At 71.2% G+C, this 18,470-nt stretch carries 12 protein-coding genes; 8 read left to right on the plus strand and 4 right to left on the minus strand.

The annotated features are described in order from the left end of the window. Positions 1 to 11 precede the first annotated feature (11 nt). The 3 genes from ACFPIJ_RS13705 to ACFPIJ_RS13715 form a co-directional block, all read right to left on the minus strand. On the minus strand, positions 12 to 482 hold the full coding sequence (locus ACFPIJ_RS13705) for a T3SS (YopN, CesT) and YbjN peptide-binding chaperone 1 (RefSeq protein WP_380115144.1): 471 nt from the start codon (positions 480 to 482) through the stop codon (positions 12 to 14). 33 nt (positions 483 to 515) lie between these two features. After that, positions 516 to 1,061 carry a hypothetical protein gene (locus ACFPIJ_RS13710; protein ID WP_380115146.1) on the minus strand — a complete coding sequence of 182 codons (546 nt, stop codon included), beginning with the start codon at positions 1,059 to 1,061 and terminating at the stop codon, positions 516 to 518. A 517-nt stretch (positions 1,062 to 1,578) separates the two neighbouring features. Next, entirely contained in the window at positions 1,579 to 1,980 is a 402-nt protein-coding gene (locus ACFPIJ_RS13715) for an HAAS signaling domain-containing protein (RefSeq protein ID WP_380115148.1), read from the minus strand. 84 nt (positions 1,981 to 2,064) lie between these two features. Between ACFPIJ_RS13715 and ACFPIJ_RS13720 the strand changes: the two genes are divergently transcribed. The 7 genes from ACFPIJ_RS13720 (at position 2,065) to ACFPIJ_RS13750 (ending at position 13,968) form a co-directional block, all read left to right on the plus strand. Further along, positions 2,065 to 2,520 carry a MarR family winged helix-turn-helix transcriptional regulator gene (locus ACFPIJ_RS13720; RefSeq protein ID WP_380115149.1) on the plus strand — a complete coding sequence of 152 codons (456 nt, stop codon included), beginning with the start codon at positions 2,065 to 2,067 and terminating at the stop codon, positions 2,518 to 2,520. Between the two features lie 93 nt (positions 2,521 to 2,613). Then, positions 2,614 to 8,349, plus strand: a complete 5,736-nt coding sequence (pulA, locus tag ACFPIJ_RS13725; protein WP_380115150.1) for a pullulanase-type alpha-1,6-glucosidase — start codon at positions 2,614 to 2,616, stop codon at positions 8,347 to 8,349. A 43-nt stretch (positions 8,350 to 8,392) separates the two neighbouring features. Continuing rightward, the gene (locus ACFPIJ_RS13730; protein ID WP_380115151.1) at positions 8,393 to 8,767 is read left to right on the plus strand and encodes a hypothetical protein; all 375 of its coding nucleotides are present in this window, start codon (positions 8,393 to 8,395) and stop codon (positions 8,765 to 8,767) included. A gap of 204 nt (positions 8,768 to 8,971) precedes the next feature. After that, a complete protein-coding gene (locus ACFPIJ_RS13735; RefSeq protein WP_380115152.1) occupies positions 8,972 to 11,545 on the plus strand; it encodes a sensor histidine kinase in 2,574 nt (857 codons plus the stop codon). Further along, the gene (locus ACFPIJ_RS13740) at positions 11,545 to 11,967 is read left to right on the plus strand and encodes a roadblock/LC7 domain-containing protein (protein WP_239136124.1); all 423 of its coding nucleotides are present in this window, start codon (positions 11,545 to 11,547) and stop codon (positions 11,965 to 11,967) included. Before ACFPIJ_RS13735 ends, ACFPIJ_RS13740 begins: the two co-directional genes overlap by 1 nt. Next, positions 11,964 to 12,935, plus strand: a complete 972-nt coding sequence (locus tag ACFPIJ_RS13745; protein ID WP_380115153.1) for a TAXI family TRAP transporter solute-binding subunit — start codon at positions 11,964 to 11,966, stop codon at positions 12,933 to 12,935. Before ACFPIJ_RS13740 ends, ACFPIJ_RS13745 begins: the two co-directional genes overlap by 4 nt. A gap of 73 nt (positions 12,936 to 13,008) precedes the next feature. Then, positions 13,009 to 13,968 carry a threonine ammonia-lyase gene (locus ACFPIJ_RS13750; RefSeq protein ID WP_380115155.1) on the plus strand — a complete coding sequence of 320 codons (960 nt, stop codon included), beginning with the start codon at positions 13,009 to 13,011 and terminating at the stop codon, positions 13,966 to 13,968. Positions 13,969 to 15,148: 1,180 nt separating this feature from the next. On the opposite strand, the gene ACFPIJ_RS13755 is transcribed toward ACFPIJ_RS13750, so the two are convergent. Beyond that, the gene (locus ACFPIJ_RS13755; protein WP_380115213.1) at positions 15,149 to 17,224 is read right to left on the minus strand and encodes a S9 family peptidase; all 2,076 of its coding nucleotides are present in this window, start codon (positions 17,222 to 17,224) and stop codon (positions 15,149 to 15,151) included. A gap of 190 nt (positions 17,225 to 17,414) precedes the next feature. On the opposite strand from ACFPIJ_RS13755, the gene ACFPIJ_RS13760 reads away from it, so the two are divergent. Then, complete coding sequence (locus ACFPIJ_RS13760; protein WP_380115156.1) at positions 17,415 to 18,392, plus strand: alpha/beta hydrolase family protein; 978 nt, start codon at positions 17,415 to 17,417, stop codon at positions 18,390 to 18,392. The last annotated feature ends 78 nt before the right edge of the window (positions 18,393 to 18,470 follow it).

The raw sequence follows: 18,470 nt of genomic DNA on the forward strand, positions 1-18,470 counted from the left end.
GCAAAGCTCGCTCATGCCCCCATCTTGCCGTGCGGCGTGTCCGCCGGGTGCTGGGACGTGGGCGGCGGCGCGAACGCCAGCTCGCCGCCGAACTGGTCGTGCAGCCGGACGTCGTAGTAGTCGGCGGCGTCGGCGACCCAGTCGCAGGCGTTGCCCAGCTCGGTCGCGTCGAGCGTCTCGGCCATCAGCTCATAGGAGGCGATGACGGAGTCGTCGCGCCAGAACAGCCGGACGAAGTTGAGTCGGCTGTTGAGCTCGTTGAGCTCGGTCAGCAGCTGCGGCGAGCACTGCAGCCGGCGCAGCAGCGGCGAGAAGACCCGCACGAACGGCGGATCGTTGGCGACCAGGCGCAGGTAGACCACGGCGGTGCCGCTGCGGATCGCGGCGGGCGTCACGCTCAGGTCGTCAGGGACCGGCTGCCCGCCGAGATAGTCGGTGAGCAGGCGGTGCACTCGGGTGCGCACGGCGGCGTCGATCGACACTCTGTACACCTTATCGAACGAACGCATCGGCGCTCAGCCGCTCTTTCCGGGCCGGCCCGGGGGCAGGAACCCGCGCCGCCGGGCCTCCTTCACCCACCGGTGCGCGGTGCTGACCGGCACGCCGTGCTGGTCGGCGAGGTCGCAGGCGGGGCGCGGCGAGTCCTGGGCGAAGTCGAGGTAGACGTCGGCGACCTCGCGGTAGAAGACGTCGGGCCGCCCACGTGTCCTGGCGCCGTCGGTGGTGGCGGCGCGGGCCACGGCCAGCGCCGGCTCGACCATCTCCCAGCCGGCGTCGACGGCGACCGGCGGCACGACCGGCCGGGGGCGCGGGTTGAGCACCGGTGGCGTGTCGATCGACTCGTGGACGACCGCGAGCTGTGCGTTGGCGGCGGCCTCGATGCGCCCGACCGGGATGGCGCGCAGCAGGTCCGCGCTCGGGCTGCCGTCGATGTGCAGCCCGGTGAGCACCAGCCGGCCGCCGGGCGCGACGCCGACCCGCACCTGGACGGTCTGCGCCAGGGGCGGCTCCTGGCGCCATTCATACCAGCCATCGTCGACTGGAAAGAGCCGGCCACGCACCCGGCAAATCTAGACCACCGTTCCTCAAATCAACAATTGCGCGAACCTAGACGTCTAGATACGCTGATCTGGACCCGCCAGCCAGATGGCTTCAACGGGGGGTGTTCGGAGCCGACGATGCATGGCCGTGCATCGATCGGCTCCGGCCGAAGCCAACGGCACGTTCGCGTCAACGGGGGATCACGGGGCGACGCGGATGGCGGCTGCCGGGCGGATGCGCAGCAGTGCGCGTTCCGCCCGGCGGCGACGGTGACGAGCCGCGGTCGCGGGGTCTCGCCGGACTCCGCGACCGTCCGTCATCGCGGCAACCGTGATCCACGGGTCCGTCGATCCTTCGGTCAAAGGCGCCCAGGGCGTCGACGTCTCCAGGCGCGCACTCCACAGGGAACCGGCAGGGCTCCACAGGCAGCGGGCCGTGCTCCACAGGTGGGCCCGGCCACGCTTCACGGGAAGCCGGCCGTGCCGGCCCGGCAGGTCGGTCGGCGGGCGGCGGGTCGCCTCGCAGGGGATCGGCAGGTCAGCGGCCGGCGAAGAAGACGAACACGCCGGCCAGGACGACGCCGATACACAGCAGCGACGCCATCGCGACCGTGATGAGCACCCAGATGAGCGCGCCCACCTTGCGACCAGGGTTGATCTCGATCGGCACCGCGGGCCCGGCGTCGGCGGAGTGCGCGTCGCGTTCGGCCGCTGCGAGTTCGGCGGCCAGCTCGGCCGGATCGCCGAGCAGGTCGAGGACGGAGTGCACCTCGGTCTCGGGCGCACCCGGACCGTGCTCGGTCCGGGTCTCGGCGAGCTTGGCGGCGATGTGGTCGCTGAGGTCGGCGAGCAGCTCGTCACGGCGGCCGGCGGGCACGCCGACCAATGCCTGCTCAACAGCGCGAAGATAGTCGTTGACCAGGCCATCGTAGGTGTTCATGGCGCCCCCGTCCGGAAAAGCTGGCACTCTCCAGCATGATCAGTAAGACTTTTCGCGCAGGCAGCCAATCCTGGAGGGAGCGACGTGAGCCCACCGACGCGCTGGCTCGACGACGACGAGCAACTCGCCTGGCGTGCTTTCTACACCGCCGCGACGCAGCTCATCGATCGGCTCGACCGCGAGCTGCAGCACGACGCGGGCATGCCGCACGCCTACTACGAGATCCTCGTCGTGCTGTCGGAGTCGCCGGGACGCACCCGGCGGATGAGTGAGCTCGCCGACCTCACCCGCTCCTCCCGCAGCCGGCTCAGCCACGCCGTCACCAAGCTCGAGGCCCGCGGCTGGGTGCGCCGGCGCGACTGCGACGACGACAAGCGCGGGCAGTTCGCCGACCTGACCGAGGTCGGGTTCGCCGCGCTGGAGGCCGCCGCGCCCGGGCACGTCGAGGCGGTGCGGACCCACCTGTTCGACCCGCTCACCCCGGAGCAGATCGACCAGCTTCGCAAGATCAGCGAGGCCATCACCGCCTCCCTCAAGTAACCCCCGCGAGTCCCCACCAGGTCCGGCAAGCCTTGTGTCGATCATTCTGTGTCGATACGTTCACGGCCTGCCGCGAGATGATGAGGCCCCGCCATGAAGCGTCTGAAACTCACGCAAACCATCGCCGCCGCGGGCATCGCCGTGGCCATGCTGGCCGCGGTGCCGGGCAGCGTCCCGACGCTTCCGGACCGGGCGAAGGCGCCCAGCGGCTACGCCGACGGCGTGCCCCAGTGGGAGGGCGAGCCGTCGATCGCGAGCCTGCTCGCCGGCGGCACCCAGCAGCATGCCGAGCAGTTCTACTTCGTGCTCCCAGACCGGTTCGCCGACGGCGACCCGGCCAACAACACGGGCGGGCTGCCCGGGGACCGGTTGAGCACCGGCTACGACCCGGCCGACAAGGGCTTCTACCACGGCGGCGACCTCAAGGGCGTCATCGACCGGCTCGACTACATCGAGAACCTCGGCACGACCGCGATCTGGCTCGCACCGGTGCTGAAGAACCGGCCGGTGCAGGGCAGCGGCGCCGACATCTCGGCCGGCTACCACGGCTACTGGACCACCGACTTCACCCAGATCGACCCGCACTTCGGCACGAAGGACGACCTGCAGCGGCTGGTCCGGCTCGCCCACGGGCGGGGCATCAAGGTCTACCTCGACGTCATCACCAACCACACCGCCGACGTCATCCGCTACGCGCAGGACCAGTACTCGTACCGCAACAAGACCGACTACCCATACCAGGACGCGGCCGGCAACAAGTTCGACGACCGCGCCTTCGCCGACGGGCAGCACGGGTTCCCGCCCGTGAACACACAGTCCTTCCCCTACACCCCGGTGTTCGCCAACGAGGCGGACAAGACGGCCAAGAAACCGGCCTGGCTCAACGACCCGCTGATGTACCACAACCGCGGCGACTCCACGTTCAGCGGCGAGAACAGCGAATACGGCGACTTCTTCGGCCTCGACGACCTGTGGACCGAGCGTCCCGAGGTGGTCCGCGGCATGACGAAGATCTACGCGGACTGGGTCAAGGACACCGGCATCGACGGGTACCGCATCGACACCACCAAGCACGTCAACCTGGACTTCTGGCCGCAGTTCGTCGAGGGCATCGACAAGGTCGCCAAGCCGGACTTCTTCATGTTCGGCGAGGTGTACGACGCCGACCCCGAGTTCGACTCGATCTACGTGCGCAAGGGGCGGCTCCCGGCGACCCTGGACTTCCCGTTCCAGCAGGCCGCGACCGACTACGTGGCCAGGGGCGGCTCCGCCGCCGGGCTCGCCGGCGTGTACGCCAAGGACGACCTGTACACCTCGGCCGGCACGACCGCGGGCACGCTGCCGACCTTCCTCGGCAACCACGACATGGGCCGCATCGGCATGTTCGTCGCCGGCGGCGGCACCGACCCGGCCAGCCACCTGCGCCGCGACCAGCTCGGCCACGAGCTGATGTTCCTCACCCGCGGGCAGCCGGTCGTCTACTCCGGCGACGAGCAGGGCTTCACCGGCGCCGGCGGCGACAAGGACGCCAGGCAGGACATGTTCCCGAGCGTCTCGCCCGACTACCTCGACGACGACCTGCTCGGCACCGACACGACCCACGCGGTGGCGCACTACGACCAGAGCCACCCGATCTACCGCACCATCGCCGACCTGGCCCGGCTGCGGCAGGCGCACCCGGCGCTCAAGCAGGGCGTCCAGGTGACCCGCTACGCGGCGCAGGGCGCGGGCGTCTTCGCGTTCTCCCGGATCGACCCGAAGCAGCGGGTGGAGTACCTGGTCGCGACCAACAACGCGACCACGACCCAGACCGTCACCGTGCCGACGTACATGGCCAGCACCACCTTCGACCGGATCTACCCGGCCACCGGCGGGATCGCCGCCTCCGCCGGCGACGGCGGGCTGCAGCTCGACGTGCCGCCGCTGAGCACCGTGGTGTTCAAGGCCCGCGGCGCGATCGCCAAGCCGGCCGCCAAACCGACCGTCAAGCTGGTCGCGCCCGCCGCCGGGCAGCCCGTCCCGGGCCGCGCCGAGGTCAAGGCCGAGGTCACCGGCGACCCCCTCGCCGCGGTCACGTTCGCCGCGAAGGTCGGCAACGGGCCGTGGAAGCTGCTCGGCACCGACAACGCCGCGCCCTACAGCGTCTACCACGACCTCGACGGGCTGCCGGCCGGCACGTCGCTGGAGTACAAGGCGGTGGTGCGGGACGGGTCCGGCCGGGTCGCCGAGACGAGGATCACCGCGAAGGTCGGCACGCCGCCGAGCGCCGTCGCACCCGACTACGCGATCGTGCACTACCAGCGCCCGACCGGCGGTTATGAGCCGTGGAGCCTCTACGCGTGGGGCGACATCGAGACGCCGATGACGTGGCCGGTCGGTGCCCCGTTCGCCGGCGAGGACTCGTTCGGGCGCTTCGCATGGGTCAAGCTGAAACCGGGGGCGGCGAATGTCGGCTTCCTCGTGGTCGACTCCGGCGGGGTGAAGGACGTCGCCGTCGACCGCTCGCTCGACCCGACGAAACACCCCGAGATCTGGCTCAAGCAAGGAGACGCGACCATCTACACCTCGCAGGCCGCGGCCACCGGCACCGTCGCCGTGCACTACGGGCGACCCGACGGCGACTACACCGGATGGGGCCTGCACCTGTGGGGCGACGGGCTCGCGCCCGGCACCGGCACCGAGTGGACCGCGCCGCGCCAGCCCGACGGCACGGACGCGTACGGCGCCTTCTGGCACGTGCCGGTGACCGACCCGACCAAGCCGGTCAACTTCATCGTCCACAAGGGCGACGTGAAGGACCCCGGCGCCGACCAGTCCGTCCTGCCGAGCCAGCAGGGCGAGGCGTGGATCCGTTCCGGCGAGGCGACGGTCCACCCGACCCGCGCCGCCGCCGAGCACACCGCGGTGCTGCACTACCGCCGCCCGGCCGGCGACTACACCGGATGGGGGCTGCACGTCTGGACCGGCGCCGCCACGCCGACGGAATGGGCGAGCCCGCTGCCGCCCGAGGGGTTCGACGCGTTCGGCGCCCGATTCCGCGTACCCCTCGCCGACAACGCGACCACGCTCAACTACATCGTGCACAACGGCGACACCAAGGACCTGCCGAGCGACCAGGCCCTCGACCTGGTCACGGTCGGGCACGAGGTCTGGATCCTGTCCGGCCGGGAGCGGTACCTGCTGCCGATCCCGCCGCAGGGCACGCCCGACACGGACCTGACCAAGGCCAAGGCCGTCTGGGTCGACCGCGAGACCATCGCCTGGCGGGCCGGCCCGACCGACGGGCACACCTACGAGCTGCTGTCCGCGCCCGCCGGCGGGTTGTCGGTGGTCGACGGCCAGGTGGTCGGCACCGCGACGGCCCTCGCCATGCGGGCGACCGGCAGCCTGACCGAGCCGCAGCGGGCGAGGTTCCCGCACCTGTGGTCGTATCAGGCGTTCCACGTCACCGGCGACCGGGCGGCGCTGTCCACGGCGCTGCGCGGGCAGGTCGTCGTGGTCGAGCGCGACGCCGCCGGCACCGTCACCGAGGCCAGCGGCGTGCAGGTCGCCGGCGCGCTGGACGACCTCTACGTCGGGGCCGTCGGCGTGAAGTTCGGCCCGCGGTTCAGCGGCGGCCGGGTCACGCTCAACGTCTGGGCGCCGACCGCGCAGAACGTCGTGCTGGAACTCTTCGACAACCCGGCGGCGCAGCCGGTGCTGACACCGATGCAGCGCGACGAGCACACCGGGGTGTGGAGCGTCACCGGCGACCGGAGCTGGAAAGGCCGGTACTACCGGTTCCGGGTCACCGCCTGGCAGCCCGCGGTCCGGGGGGTGACGACCGCGTCGGTGACCGACCCGTACTCGGTGTCCCTGGCCGCGAACTCCACCCACAGCCAGATCGTCGACCTGGCCGACGCCGCCCTGCAGCCCGCCGGCTGGTCCGCGCTGCGGAAACCGCCGGTGCCCGCCCGGCCGCAGATCCAGGAACTGCACGTGCGTGACTTCTCCATCGCCGACACGACCGTGCCGGCGGAGCAGCGCGGCACGTATCTCGCGTTCACCCAGGCGCAGTCGGCGGGCATGACGCACCTGCGGGAGCTGGCCCAGGCCGGCACGTCCTACGTGCACCTGCTGCCGACCTTCGACATCTCGACGATCCCCGAGCGCCGCGCCGACCAGCTGCAGCCGCCGTGCGACCTGGCCGCGCTGCCACCCGACTCCGGCCAGCAGCAGGACTGCGTCGCGCAGATCGCGGCCCAGGACGGCTACAACTGGGGCTACGACCCGTTCCACTACTCGACCCCGGAAGGCTCCTACGCCACCGACCCGCAGGGCACCCCGCGGATCAACCAGTACCGCCAGATGGTCGCCGGGCTCAACGGCGCCGGCCTGCGGGTCGTCGTCGACGTGGTCTACAACCACACGACCGCCGCCGGCACCGACCCGCACTCGGTCCTCGACCAGATCGTGCCCGGCTACTACCACCGGCTGCTCGACGACGGCACCGTGGCCAACTCGACCTGCTGCGCCAACACCGCGCCGGAGAACGCGATGATGGGCAAGCTGGTCGTCGACTCCGTGGTGCTGTGGGCCAAGCAGTACAAGGTCGACGGCTTCCGCTTCGACCTCATGGGCCACCACCCGAAGGCCAACATCCTGGCCGTGCGCGCCGCCCTGGACCAGCTGACGGTCGGCAAGGACGGCGTCGACGGCAAGAAGATCATGATCTACGGCGAAGGCTGGAACTTCGGCGAGGTGGCCAACGACGCCCGCTTCGTCCAGGCGACCCAGACCAACATGGCCGGCACCGGCATCGGCACCTTCAACGACCGGCTCCGCGACGCGGTCCGCGGCGGCGGCCCCTTCGACGGCGACCCGCGCATCCAGGGGTTCGCCTCGGGCCTGTACACCGCGCCCAACGGCGACCCGGCCAACGGCACGACCGCCGAGCAGCGGGCCAGGTTGCTGCACTACCAGGACCTGATCCAGGTCGGGCTCACCGGCAACCTCGCCGCCTACGAGTTCGTCGACTCCACCGGCCACCGGGTCACCGGCGCGCAGGTCGACTACAACGGCTCGCCCGCCGGGTACACCAGACTGCCCGCGGAAGGCGTCACCTACGTCGACGCGCACGACAACGAGATCCTCTACGACGCCCTCGCCTACAAGCTGCCGACCGGCACGACCGCCGAGCAGCGGGCCAGGCTGCAGGTGCTCGCCCTGTCCACGACGGTGTTCGGGCAGGGGACCGGGTTCGTCACCACCGGCTCCGACCGGTTGCGCTCGAAGTCCCTGGACCGCAACTCGTTCAACTCCGGTGACTGGTTCAACCAGATCCGATGGAACTGCGCCGGCGGCAACGGCTTCGGCGCGGGCCTGCCACCGGCCGCCGACAACCAGGACAAGTGGTCCTACGCGCAGCCGCTCCTGGCCGACCCGGCCCTGGTGCCCGACTGCGCCGCGATCGACCTGGCCGCGGCGCGCTTCCAGGAGCTGCTGCGGATCCGGGCGAGCTCGCCGGTGTTCGCCCTGGGCACCGCCGCCCAGGTCCAGCAGCGGGTGGCGTTCCCGCTGTCGGGCCCGTCGGCGACGCCCGGGGTGATCACGATGACGCTGGACGCCCGGGGTCTCGACCCGCGCTACCGGACGGTCGTCGTGGTCTTCAACGCCGGCGCGACCGCCGCCACGCAGACGGTCAGCGGTTACGCCGGCGCGAGGTTCGCCCTCCACCCGGTGCAGGCGGCGTCGGCGGACCCTCTCGCGCGGCAGGCCACGTTCGACGGCGCGAGCGGCACGTTCACCGTCCCGGCACGGACGGTGTCGGTGTTCGTGCAGCCTGCGTAACGGCGTTCTTGAAAATGCTCAGGAACGCCGTCTCAGTGCCGTTTTGTCCGATGTGAAGGCGTTCACTGCGGGCGGGGTGTTGCTGGTCGCGCTGCTGGCAGGGGCGACCGGCAAGCCGTTGCCGCCGCCCGGCCCGCCGCTGCCGGGGCCGCCGGCCATCGTCGAGCCCGGCGCGCCGCCGTCGACCCTGCCGCCGCTGAGCCGGCTGCCGTCGGTGCGGGAGCCGTCCGGCCGGTCGATCGCGCCGTCGACGGGCGCCGCACCGGCGGAGCCGAGCGTTAACGCAACCTCAAGCCCGAGCCCCGCCGCGAAGACCGAGACCAGCCGCCGGTCGACGGGGTGGATCGGGCTCGGGGTGGTTCTCGCCGTCGCCGCAGCGGCCGCTTTCGTCGTACTGCGACGCCGCCGTCACGCATAGTCGTAATTCGCGGGCCGTTTGGCTTGTGCCGGGCGCCGTTCGGCGAATGAAGTCTTATCGGGGAAGCACGTTTCCAGTAGCGTGCCCTTTCGTGCTCCTTAACGACCTTTCCCGCTACAGCGGGTCGATGGAGCACTCTCGTCTTCACTCTCCGCATGCGCGTGCGGACATTGCGTGTCCTCTGTGACGGGTAGGGGATGACGGTTGGCAGGCAGCAGCTCCTCCCGGGTGACCGGTGCCGACTCGCCCCGTGCGATCGGCAGCGGCGGTCGGCAGCGGCGGTCGGGCGCGCCTGACACGTCGGTCGCCGGTCACCGGCGCGGCGGCGCGGCCCGGCCCAGCCGGCTGCGGTCCGTCCGCACCCAGCTGCTCGCCCCGATCATCGTCGCCATGGTCGGCCTCGCCGTGCTCAGCACCGCGCAGGCCACGACCGCCACGTCCGCCGCGCAGGACGCGGGCCGGGCCCGGACCCTCGCGTCGACCGCGACGAGCGCGGTGAGCTTCGTCCACGAGCTCGAGCGCGAGGTCGCCGAGACCGCCGCGCTGCGGCAACGTGGTGGCAAGTCCGGTGTGTCGCTCATGGTGGCCCAGCGGGAACGCACCGACGCGGCCGCCCGGCGGTACCTCGCGGACAGCCGGGCCGCGGTCGAGGCCGTGCCGGCGCTCGAACGGGCCGTCCGGACCGTCAGCGACATCTACAGCCGCCTCGGCGCGACCCGCGAGGGCGCCGACAACAACGCCGCGGTCTCGCTGATGGTGGACCCCGTGTATCGCCCGCTCGCCGAGGCGCTGCTGGCCATCGCCGACGCGGTGCCGGCCCAGATCGCCGACATCGAGCTGGCCAACGCGGCCCGCGCAGTCGCCGCCGTCGGCGCGGTCGAGCACTTCGCCGCGCTGGAACGCGACCTGCTGCGCGCGGTCTTCTCCCGGGGTGCCGTCGAACCCGGCGACCTCGGCGCGATGTCGGAGCTGCGGGGCGCCCGCGACCAGCGGGTCGCGGAGTTCCAGCGGGCCGCGACCGGCCCCGAGCGCACCGTCTACGACGACGAGATCCGCGGCCTCGACGTCGACAAGGCCGACAAACTCAGCGCCGCCGCCCGCAACGCGGAGAAGGAGCCGGCCGGCCTGAAGGTCGACGCCGACACCTGGTTCGTGGCCCAGTCCGGCTTCATCCGCCGGCTCAACATCGTCAGCCTGGAGCTGTCCGACCGGCTCGACGCCCGCGCCGAGCAGATCGCGGTCACCGCGCAGCGGCGCGCCTGGGCGACCCTCATCGGCACCGCCGTGATCGGCCTGGCCGCGCTCGCCATCGCGATCACGCTCGCCGTGCGCACCGCCCGCCGGCTGCGCCGGCTGCGCGCCGCCGCCCTCACCGTCGCCCGGCAGGAACTGCCCGACGTCATCCACTCGGTGACCACCGGCGCGCCGATACCGTCCGGCACGTCCGCCGCGGCGGCCACCCGCAGCATCGCCGCGACCAACGACGAGATCGGCCAGGTCGCCGACGCCTTCGCCACGGTGCACCGCACCGCGCTGCGGCTCGCCGGTGAGCAGGCCGAGCTGCGCGTCGACGTGTCGCGCATGGCCGAGGTGCTCGCCCGCCGGATCCGTACCCTCATCACCCGGCAGCTGCGACTCCTGGACGAGTTCGAGCGCGACGAGACCGACCCGGACGTGCTGGCCCGCCTCTTCGCGCTCGACCACATCGCGGCCCGCCTGCGCCGAAACGGGGAGAACCTGCTGGTCCTCTCCGGCGGCGAGCCTGGCCGGCCGGCGACCCAGTCCGTCGGCATCGGCGCGGTCATCACCGCCGCCGCGTCGGAGATCGAGGACTTCCAGCGGGTCGAGGTCCAGCCCGCCGACCTGGCGATCACCGGGCCGGTCGTGGGTGACCTCGTGCACCTGCTGGCCGAGCTCCTGGAGAACGCGACGACGTTCTCGCCCCCGACGCAACAGGTCCGCGTCGACGCCCGGCCCACGGTCGACGGCGCGATCATCCGGGTCCACGACAGCGGGATCGGCATCGCGCCCCGGCGACTCGTGGAGATCAACTCGCGGCTGGCCACGCCGACGACGCTGAGCAGCGCCGCGGCCGGCACGATGGGCCTGCACGTGGTCTCCCACCTCGCCGCCCGGCACCGGATCCGGGTCGAGCTGCACGCCACCGGCAGCGGCACGGTCGCGTACGTCGCGCTGCCGCACCGGGCCCTGGAGCGCGTCAGCGCCCTGCCGGTCGGTACCCCGGCCGCCGCCCAGCTCGCGTCGGCGCCCGTTTCCTCCGCGCCCGTGTCGTCCGCGCCCGTGTCCTCGGCGCCGATCTCCGCGGTTCCCGTGTCCGCCTCGCCCGGGTTCGGGCCGCCGCCGGTGGTCGTGCCGTCGACCGTCGGCGCGCCGCTGGGGCGGCCTCGCGTACCACAGCAACCAACTCCGTCCGGGCCGCCGGCACCCTGGTTCCGCCCGTACCTCAGCAGCGGTGGCGACACCCCCACGCCGCCCGTTCGCGTCCCGCCCGCTCCGCCTGCCCCCGGTGCCTGGCCGCCACGGCCCGGGGTCCTGTCCAGCGCCGGAGGTGGCTCGATGAACGAGCAGGGCGACCTACCCCGCCGCCGTCCCGGAGCGCAGCTCGCACCCGGAGTCACCGAACCGCAGCCGCAGCCCACCCGCAGCAACGCGGTCGACCCGGACGTCGTCCGGTCCCGACTGTCCGCGTTCGCGGAGGGCGTGTCGGCCGCCGCGCGCCGAACGAACAGCACAGCCTCCGGACAGAAGGACCAGTGATGGCGATGCCAGACGCTCAGAACCCGACCGGCGCGGGCCAGCTCGACTGGCTCATGGCGAGCTTCGCCCGGCAGGTGCCCGATGTCGCGCACGCGATCACCGTCTCCGGCGACGGGCTGCGCCTGGCCTGCTCCGCCGACCTGCCGGTGGACCAGGCCGACCACCTCTCCGCCGTCATCAGCGGCCTGGCCAGCCTCACCTTCGGCGCGGCCCGCGTCATGCAGGCCGGCCAGGTGCGCCAGACCATCGTCGACATGGACGGCGGCGTCATGATCGTCATGTCGGTGGGCGACCGCGCCCTGCTCGGCGTGCTCGCCGCCCCCGGCTGCGACCTCGGCCAGGTCGGCTACGAGACGGCCATGCTGGTCCACCGGGTCGCGGACGCCCTCGACCCGCTGCCACGCGATGCGATGCTGCGGTGAGGCGTTTCGCGGGTGTGCTGGTCGCGCTCGTCCTGCTGGCGGCCGGCGGCTGCGCCCCGACAGCGACGCCACGGGCCGGCGCGGACCTGTGGCACGGGGGCCGGCTCTACATCGCCACGGGCAACACCACCGGCGTCTACTACCAGTTCGGCGGCGGGTACGCCGACCTGATCACCAAGCACGTGTCCGGCTACGAGGCGCGCGCCGAGGCGACCGGAGCCTCCGGCGAGAACATCCAGCGCGTCGCGACCGGTGACATGGACGTCGCCTTCAGCATTGCCGACACCGCTGCGGACGCCGTGGCCGGCAAGGGCGCCTTCGAGAACAAGCCGCAGAAGGTCGTGGCCCTCGCCCGCCTGTATCGCAGCTACGCCCAGGTCGTGATCCGCAACAGCGCGCACATCACGAAGTTCGCCGACCTGCGCGGCAAGCGGATCTCCACTGGGTCCGCCGGTTCGGGCGCCGACGTCTTCGCCGGCCGGCTGCTCTTCGCCGGCGGGATCAACCCCGACACCGACATCGTCCGGCAGCGGCTGTCCCTGCCGGAGACGACCAAGGCCATGCAGGCCGGCGCCCTCGACGCGCTCGTCTTCACCGGCGGCCTGCCCACCCCCGGCATCGCCGACCTGCTGGCGAGCGCTCCCGGGCAGTACTCCCTGCTGCCGCTCGACGAACTGCTCAAGCCGCTCACGTTCCGGTACGGCGCCGTCTACGCGGCCGGCAAGCTGTCCAAGTCGGTCTACCAGACCGCCACCGACATCGACACGATCGTGATCGGCAACCTGCTGCTGGTGTCGCCGGACATGCCCGAACAGCTGGCCCACGACCTGACGAAGGTCCTGTTCGACTACCAGCTCGAGCTGAGCCGGGTGCACCCCGAAGGCGCCAACTATGACAAATCGGGTGCTTCGGGCACCGATCCGGTGCCGCTGCACCCCGGAGCCGCAAGGTTCTACAGCTCCGGCTGACCTGACGTTATGGATCTCTCATTCGCCGGATGCGAGGAGGGTGATCATGCCCGTGGACTGTCAAGATGACCCCGTGACCGCCACCCAGCAAGACCTCGTTCGCCTGGACGACATCCGCGACGCCGCCGCGCGGATCTCCGGTCTCGTGGTCCGCACCCCGCTGCTGCCGTGCTCCTGGGCCGACGAACTGTGGCTGAAGCCCGAGAGCCTCCAGCCGATCGGCGCGTTCAAGCTCCGCGGCGCGACGAACGCCCTGCACCGCCTCGACCTCGACCACCGCCGCGCCGGTGTGGTCACCCACTCCTCCGGCAACCACGGCCAGGCCCTCGCCTACGCCGGCCGCGCCCTCGGCATCCCCGTCACCGTCGTCATGCCCGACGTGTCCACCCCGCTGAAGATCGAGGCGACCCGAGGCTACGGCGCCGAGGTCATCCTCGTCCCGCAGGCCTCCCGCGAGACGGTGGCCAAGCAGTTCGTCACCGAGCGGGGCATGAGCCTGATCCCGCCCTACGACCACCCCGACATCATCGCCGGCCAGGGCACCGTCGGCCTGGAGATCTTCGAGGACCTCTCCAACGTCGACGTCGTCGTCGTCCCCGTCGGCGGCGGCGGCCTCTCCTCCGGCGTGGCCACCGCGATCAAGGCCCTCGCCCCGCACGTCGCCGTGATCGGCGTCGAGCCGGCCGTCGCCGCCGACGCGGCGGAGAGCCTCGCCGCCGGCGTCGTGCGCATCTGGCCCGAGCAACGCATGCTCAGCACCGTCGCCGATGGCCTACGGACCCCGCTGTCGGAGCTGACCCTCGCGCACCTCAGCGCCCACCTCGACGCGATCGTCACCGTCGCCGAGGACGAGATCCTCGACGCGGTGAAGGTCCTTGCCCGCCGCGGCCGCCTCATCGCCGAGCCGAGCGGCGCCGCCGCCACCGCCGCGGTCCTGCACCACCGCGACGAACTCCCCGCGGGCCGCACGGTCGCCGTCGTCAGTGGCGGCAACATCGACCCCCGCCTGGCCGCCACCCTTTTCACCGACTAGCAGTTATCCACAGGCTGTGGGTAACACCTGTGGGCATCGCCACCTTCTCCCGCTCACAGATCGACCCCTGTCCCCACCGTTTGCGTGACAACCAGGCAACACGCAGGTGGATCCCGGGCGTACTCCACGTGGTTATCCACAGGGGCGCCCGCGCTCATCCACAGGTTTCGGCGTTGTTATCCACAGCTGGGGACATCTCGCTGTGGACATCCGTCAGGCTTGTCCCCACCCCCAACCTCATCCCTCTCCGGGACGCCCGTCACGACTCGCCCGACATGCCCCGACCGCGCCGTTTCGCACCGGACACCACCGCCGAGGCCCAGAACTTTGATCACCAGGTGCGGCGGCTTTGACGGGTCCAACAAAGAGAACGAAACGGACCTGCACCTCCGAGCCAGCCGATGCGCCTCCGGAGATGCCGATGTGGGGATCTTGCGACATGCCGCCCAGTGCGGCACTCGTCAGGGCGCCGTCCTGTCCCCTTCGCGAGGCCTGTCTGGATGTCCGCCCCGCCGCAGCGTGATCGAGGTCGCGTGCCGGCCGTGTGGATAACCAGGATGCGACTTCGATCATCGACAAGATCCACTTCTGGAGCGGAACAGCGCGCGAAACGCCTGTCTTGCCGGCGTGCCGTCTGGCTCGAACGCTGCCAGGGTGTCGTTCCGTCCGCTTTGTCGGCTCTGTTTCGGCGTCCGTGCTGTCGTGACGTGATCGAAGTTGTGTGCTGGCTGCGTGGATGGCCAGGACGCGACTTCGATCACCGGAAGTATTCACTCCCGAAGCGGAGCAAGCGTGCAAAGACGCCTTTCCGGTCAGCGACAACGCCGATTCCGCCACACCAGCGAGCCGTGACACGGTGGCCCCGCCCACGATGCGGGCTCATCTGTGATGCCGGGCGTAGCGGCCGCCGAACCGCTGGTGTGCCGGGCTCGTCCGTAATGTCTGGCCTGCCCGTGGTGCCAGACCCGTGGTGCCGGGCCTGCCCGTGGAGCCGACCAGTGGCGCCGGGCGTGCTCGTGACGCCGGGCCCGTGACGCCGGGCCCGTGATGCCGGGCCCGTGATGCCGGGCCCGTGATGCCGGGCCCGTGATGCCGGGCGGGGCTGGGCCGCCGGCCCGCCGGTGTGGCGGGCTCGGCGGCGGCCGTGCTGGCGCTCAGTCAGGCTGAAGGGCGTGGCTGGTCAGGCGAGGCCGACCCGATCCAGGACCCAGGCCGTGATGAAGGCCTCCTCCCGCCAAGCGTCATACCGCCCGCTCGGCCCACCATGACCGGCCCCCATCTCCGTCTTCAGCAGCACGTCGGAGTTGGGGGAGAGGGTGCGCAGGCGGGCGACCCACTTGGCCGGCTCGTGATACAGGACCCGGGTGTCGTTGAGGCTGGTCACGGCCAGGATTGCCGGATATGGGCGGGCCGTGAGGTTCTCATAGGGCGTGTACGACTTCATGTACGCATACACCTCAGGGTCCTCGAGCGGGTTGCCCCACTCCTCCCATTCGGTGACGGTCAGCGGGAGGGACGGGTCGAGGATGGTGTTGAGCGCGTCGACGAAGGGGACCTGGGCGACGATGCCGGCGAAGGCCTCCGGGGCGAGGTTGGCCACAGCGCCCATGAGTAGGCCGCCGGCGGAGCCGCCGCGGGCGACGAGCTTGTCCGACGAGGTCCAGCCGGCCTTGACCAGGTGCTCGGCGGAGGCGACGAAGTCGGTGAACGTGTTCTTCTTGGCCAGGAGCTTGCCCTCGTCATACCAGCGGCGGCCCATCTCGCCGCCGCCGCGGATGTGGGCGACGGCGAAGACGACGCCGCGGTCGAGCAGCGACAGGCGGGCGATCGAGAACCAGGGGTCCATCGAGGCCTCGTAGGAGCCGTAGCCGTAGATGACGGCGGGGGCCGAGCCGTCGCGGGGGGTGCCGGCGCGGGCCACGATCGAGATCGGGACGCGGGTGCCGTCCTCGGCGAGGGCCCACTCGCGGTGCTGCTCGTAGCGGGCGGGGTCGAAGTCGCCGAGGACCGGCTTCTGCTTGCGCAGGGTCAGCTTGCCGCTGTCGAGGTTGCAGTCGAAGACCGAGTCGGGCGTGACGAGCGAGACGTAGTGCAGGCGGAAGGAGGTGGTGTCGTATTCGAGGTTGGCCTCGGGGCCGGCGGAGTAGATCGGCTCGGGGAAGGCGATGTCATACGGCGCGGCGCCGTGCAGCGGCACGACCCGGATGCCGGTGAGCCCGTCGCGGCGCAGCGAGACGACCAGGTGGCCGGAGAACGCGTCGACGCCGAGCAGGCGGGTGCCGGGCTCGTGCTCGATGAGCGTGATCCAGGCGCCGGGGGCGTCGGCGGAGGTGTAGGACAGCGCGAAGTCCTCGGCGCCGTCGTTGTGCAGGATCAGGAACCGGTGGCCGTGGTGCTCCACCGAATACTCGACGCCCTGCCGGCGGGGCGCGATCGACAGCGGCGGGCTGGTCGGGGCGTCGGCCGGGATGACCAGGACCTCGCTGGTGATCTTGCTGTGGATGTCGATGAGGATGAAGCGCTCGGAACGGGTCAGGTCGACGCCGACCCAGAACCGCTCGTCGGTCTCCTCGTGGACGATCACGTCCTCGCCGGTGGTGCCGAGGGCGTGCCGCCAGATCCGGTTGGGCCGCCACGCCTCGTCGACGGTGATGTAGAACAGCGTCGAGCCGTCGCCGGACCACGCGGAGCCGTAGAACGCGTCCTCGACCGTGTCGGGCAGCAGCTCGCCGGTCTCGAGGTCCTTCACCCGCAGCGTGAAGCGCTCGTCGCCGGCGAAGTCGGTGCTGTAGGCCAGGCGGCGGCCGTCTGGGCTGATGTCGAACGTGCCGAGCGCGAAGAACTCGGAGTCGCCGGCCAGCTCGTTGCCGTCGAGGAGGATCTGCTCGTCGGGCAGGGCACCGCCGTCGCCGAGCTCGGGCGGGGTGGTCTGGCCCGCGGCGGCCGGGACCCGGCAGTGGATCCCATACTGCTTGCCCTCTTCGGTGCGTGTGTAGTACCAGAAGCCGCCCTTGCGGGTCGGCACCGAGAGGTCGGTCTCCTTGGTGCGGGACTTGATCTCGTTGAACGCGGTCTCGCGCAGACTCGCCAGGTGCGCCGTCGCCGCGGTGGTGAACGCGTTCTCGGCCTCGAGATAGGCGACCGTGTCTGGGTCTTCCTTGTCCTGGAGCCAGAAGTATTCATCGACCACGGTGTCGCCGTGGTGCGTCCGCTCGTGCGGAACCTGCTTCGCCGTCGGCGGCTGAACGCCCGTCACACCTGAAGTCACGCTCAAGACGTTACCCGCACCCCCCGACACTTTCCGGCGCGTCCGTCCCCAGAAGACACCCCACGAAAAACAGAAACACGAGCAACCAAGGGGCGAACCCGGCGGTCTGTCCTGTAGGAGAAAGCGACACCGGTACCGTCATGGTCTCGAAGTTCGGGCGAGCCCATGGAGGAGTGCGGTGCGGCGTCGCGGGGTGTTGCACATCGGGGTGGCGGGACTGGCAGGAATGCTGGTCCAAGCGTGCGCCGGGGAGTCGAATGCACCTGACGTGAAGGGCGGCGCGGCGCCGGGCTCCTCCGGCGCGGTCCAACCGTCCTCCACGTTCGACCCCTCGGTGTACGTGCCCGTCCCCGTGCCGGTCGCCGAGCTCAAGAAGCTCTTCAACTACGACGCCAAGGCCACGCTCAATGCCCAGTTGACGGACAAGCGGACCGGCGACGGCGTGATCCTCGAGGACATCACGTACTCCGACACCAGGGGCCGCGAGGAGATCCCGGCCTACGTGGTCGGTCCCGAGAAGTTCACCGGCCGGCTGCCCGCCGTGGTCTACGCGCACGGCAGCGACGGCAACCGCGACACGCTGCTCAACGAGGCCATGGCGGTGGCGCGGCTGGGTGTGCTCGTGTTCGTGCCGGAGCTGCCGCTCAAGCCGTCGGGCGATCCGGTCGCGGACAGCAAGGTGGTCGCCGACTCGGTGGTTGCCCTGCGCCGCGGCTTCGACCTGCTGATCCGCCGCACGGACTGCGACGGATCGCGGGCTGGGTTCGCCGGGCACAGCTGGGGTGCCGTGCTGGGCGCCGTGCTGTACGGCGTGGACTCCCGCATCACGGCGAGCGTGCTCGCCTCCGGCACCAGCCGGATCTCCAGATGGATGGTCAGGCAGCCACCGGTCCCGGCGGACTGGCACGCCTACCTGGATGCATTGTCCAGATTCGATGCGACGCCATATGTCGCGGTGACCGGCCGCAAGCCGGTCCTGCTGCAGTTCGGCAAGCAGGACACGGTGATCCCGGAGGCCGAGCGCGCGGAACTCGCCAACGGCGTCGCCGGGCCGAAGGAGCGCAAGGACTACGACACCGGTCACGACCTCGTCGGGTTCGACGCGGCGAGCGCCGATCGGGTGGCATTCCTGCGGAAGCAGTTGCGGCTGAAGTAAGGACCGACTACGCTTTCGAACACATGTTCGATGTCGCTTGATGCACCATGTGCATCGTTCCGGCGCTCGATCATTGTT

It is taken from the genome of Dactylosporangium cerinum (assembly GCF_042653625.1).
GTDB lineage: Bacteria > Actinomycetota > Actinomycetes > Mycobacteriales > Micromonosporaceae > Dactylosporangium > Dactylosporangium cerinum.

Bases quoted from the DNA above. Each gene is read 5' to 3' on its own strand.
- pulA (WP_380115150.1), top strand. From the start codon at position 2,614: ATGAAGCGTCTGAAACTCACGCAAACCATCGCCGCCGCGGGCATCGCC.
- ACFPIJ_RS13715 (WP_380115148.1), bottom strand. From the start codon at position 1,980: ATGAACACCTACGATGGCCTGGTCAACGACTATCTTCGCGCTGTTGAG.
- ACFPIJ_RS13740 (WP_239136124.1), top strand. From the start codon at position 11,545: ATGGCGATGCCAGACGCTCAGAACCCGACCGGCGCGGGCCAGCTCGAC.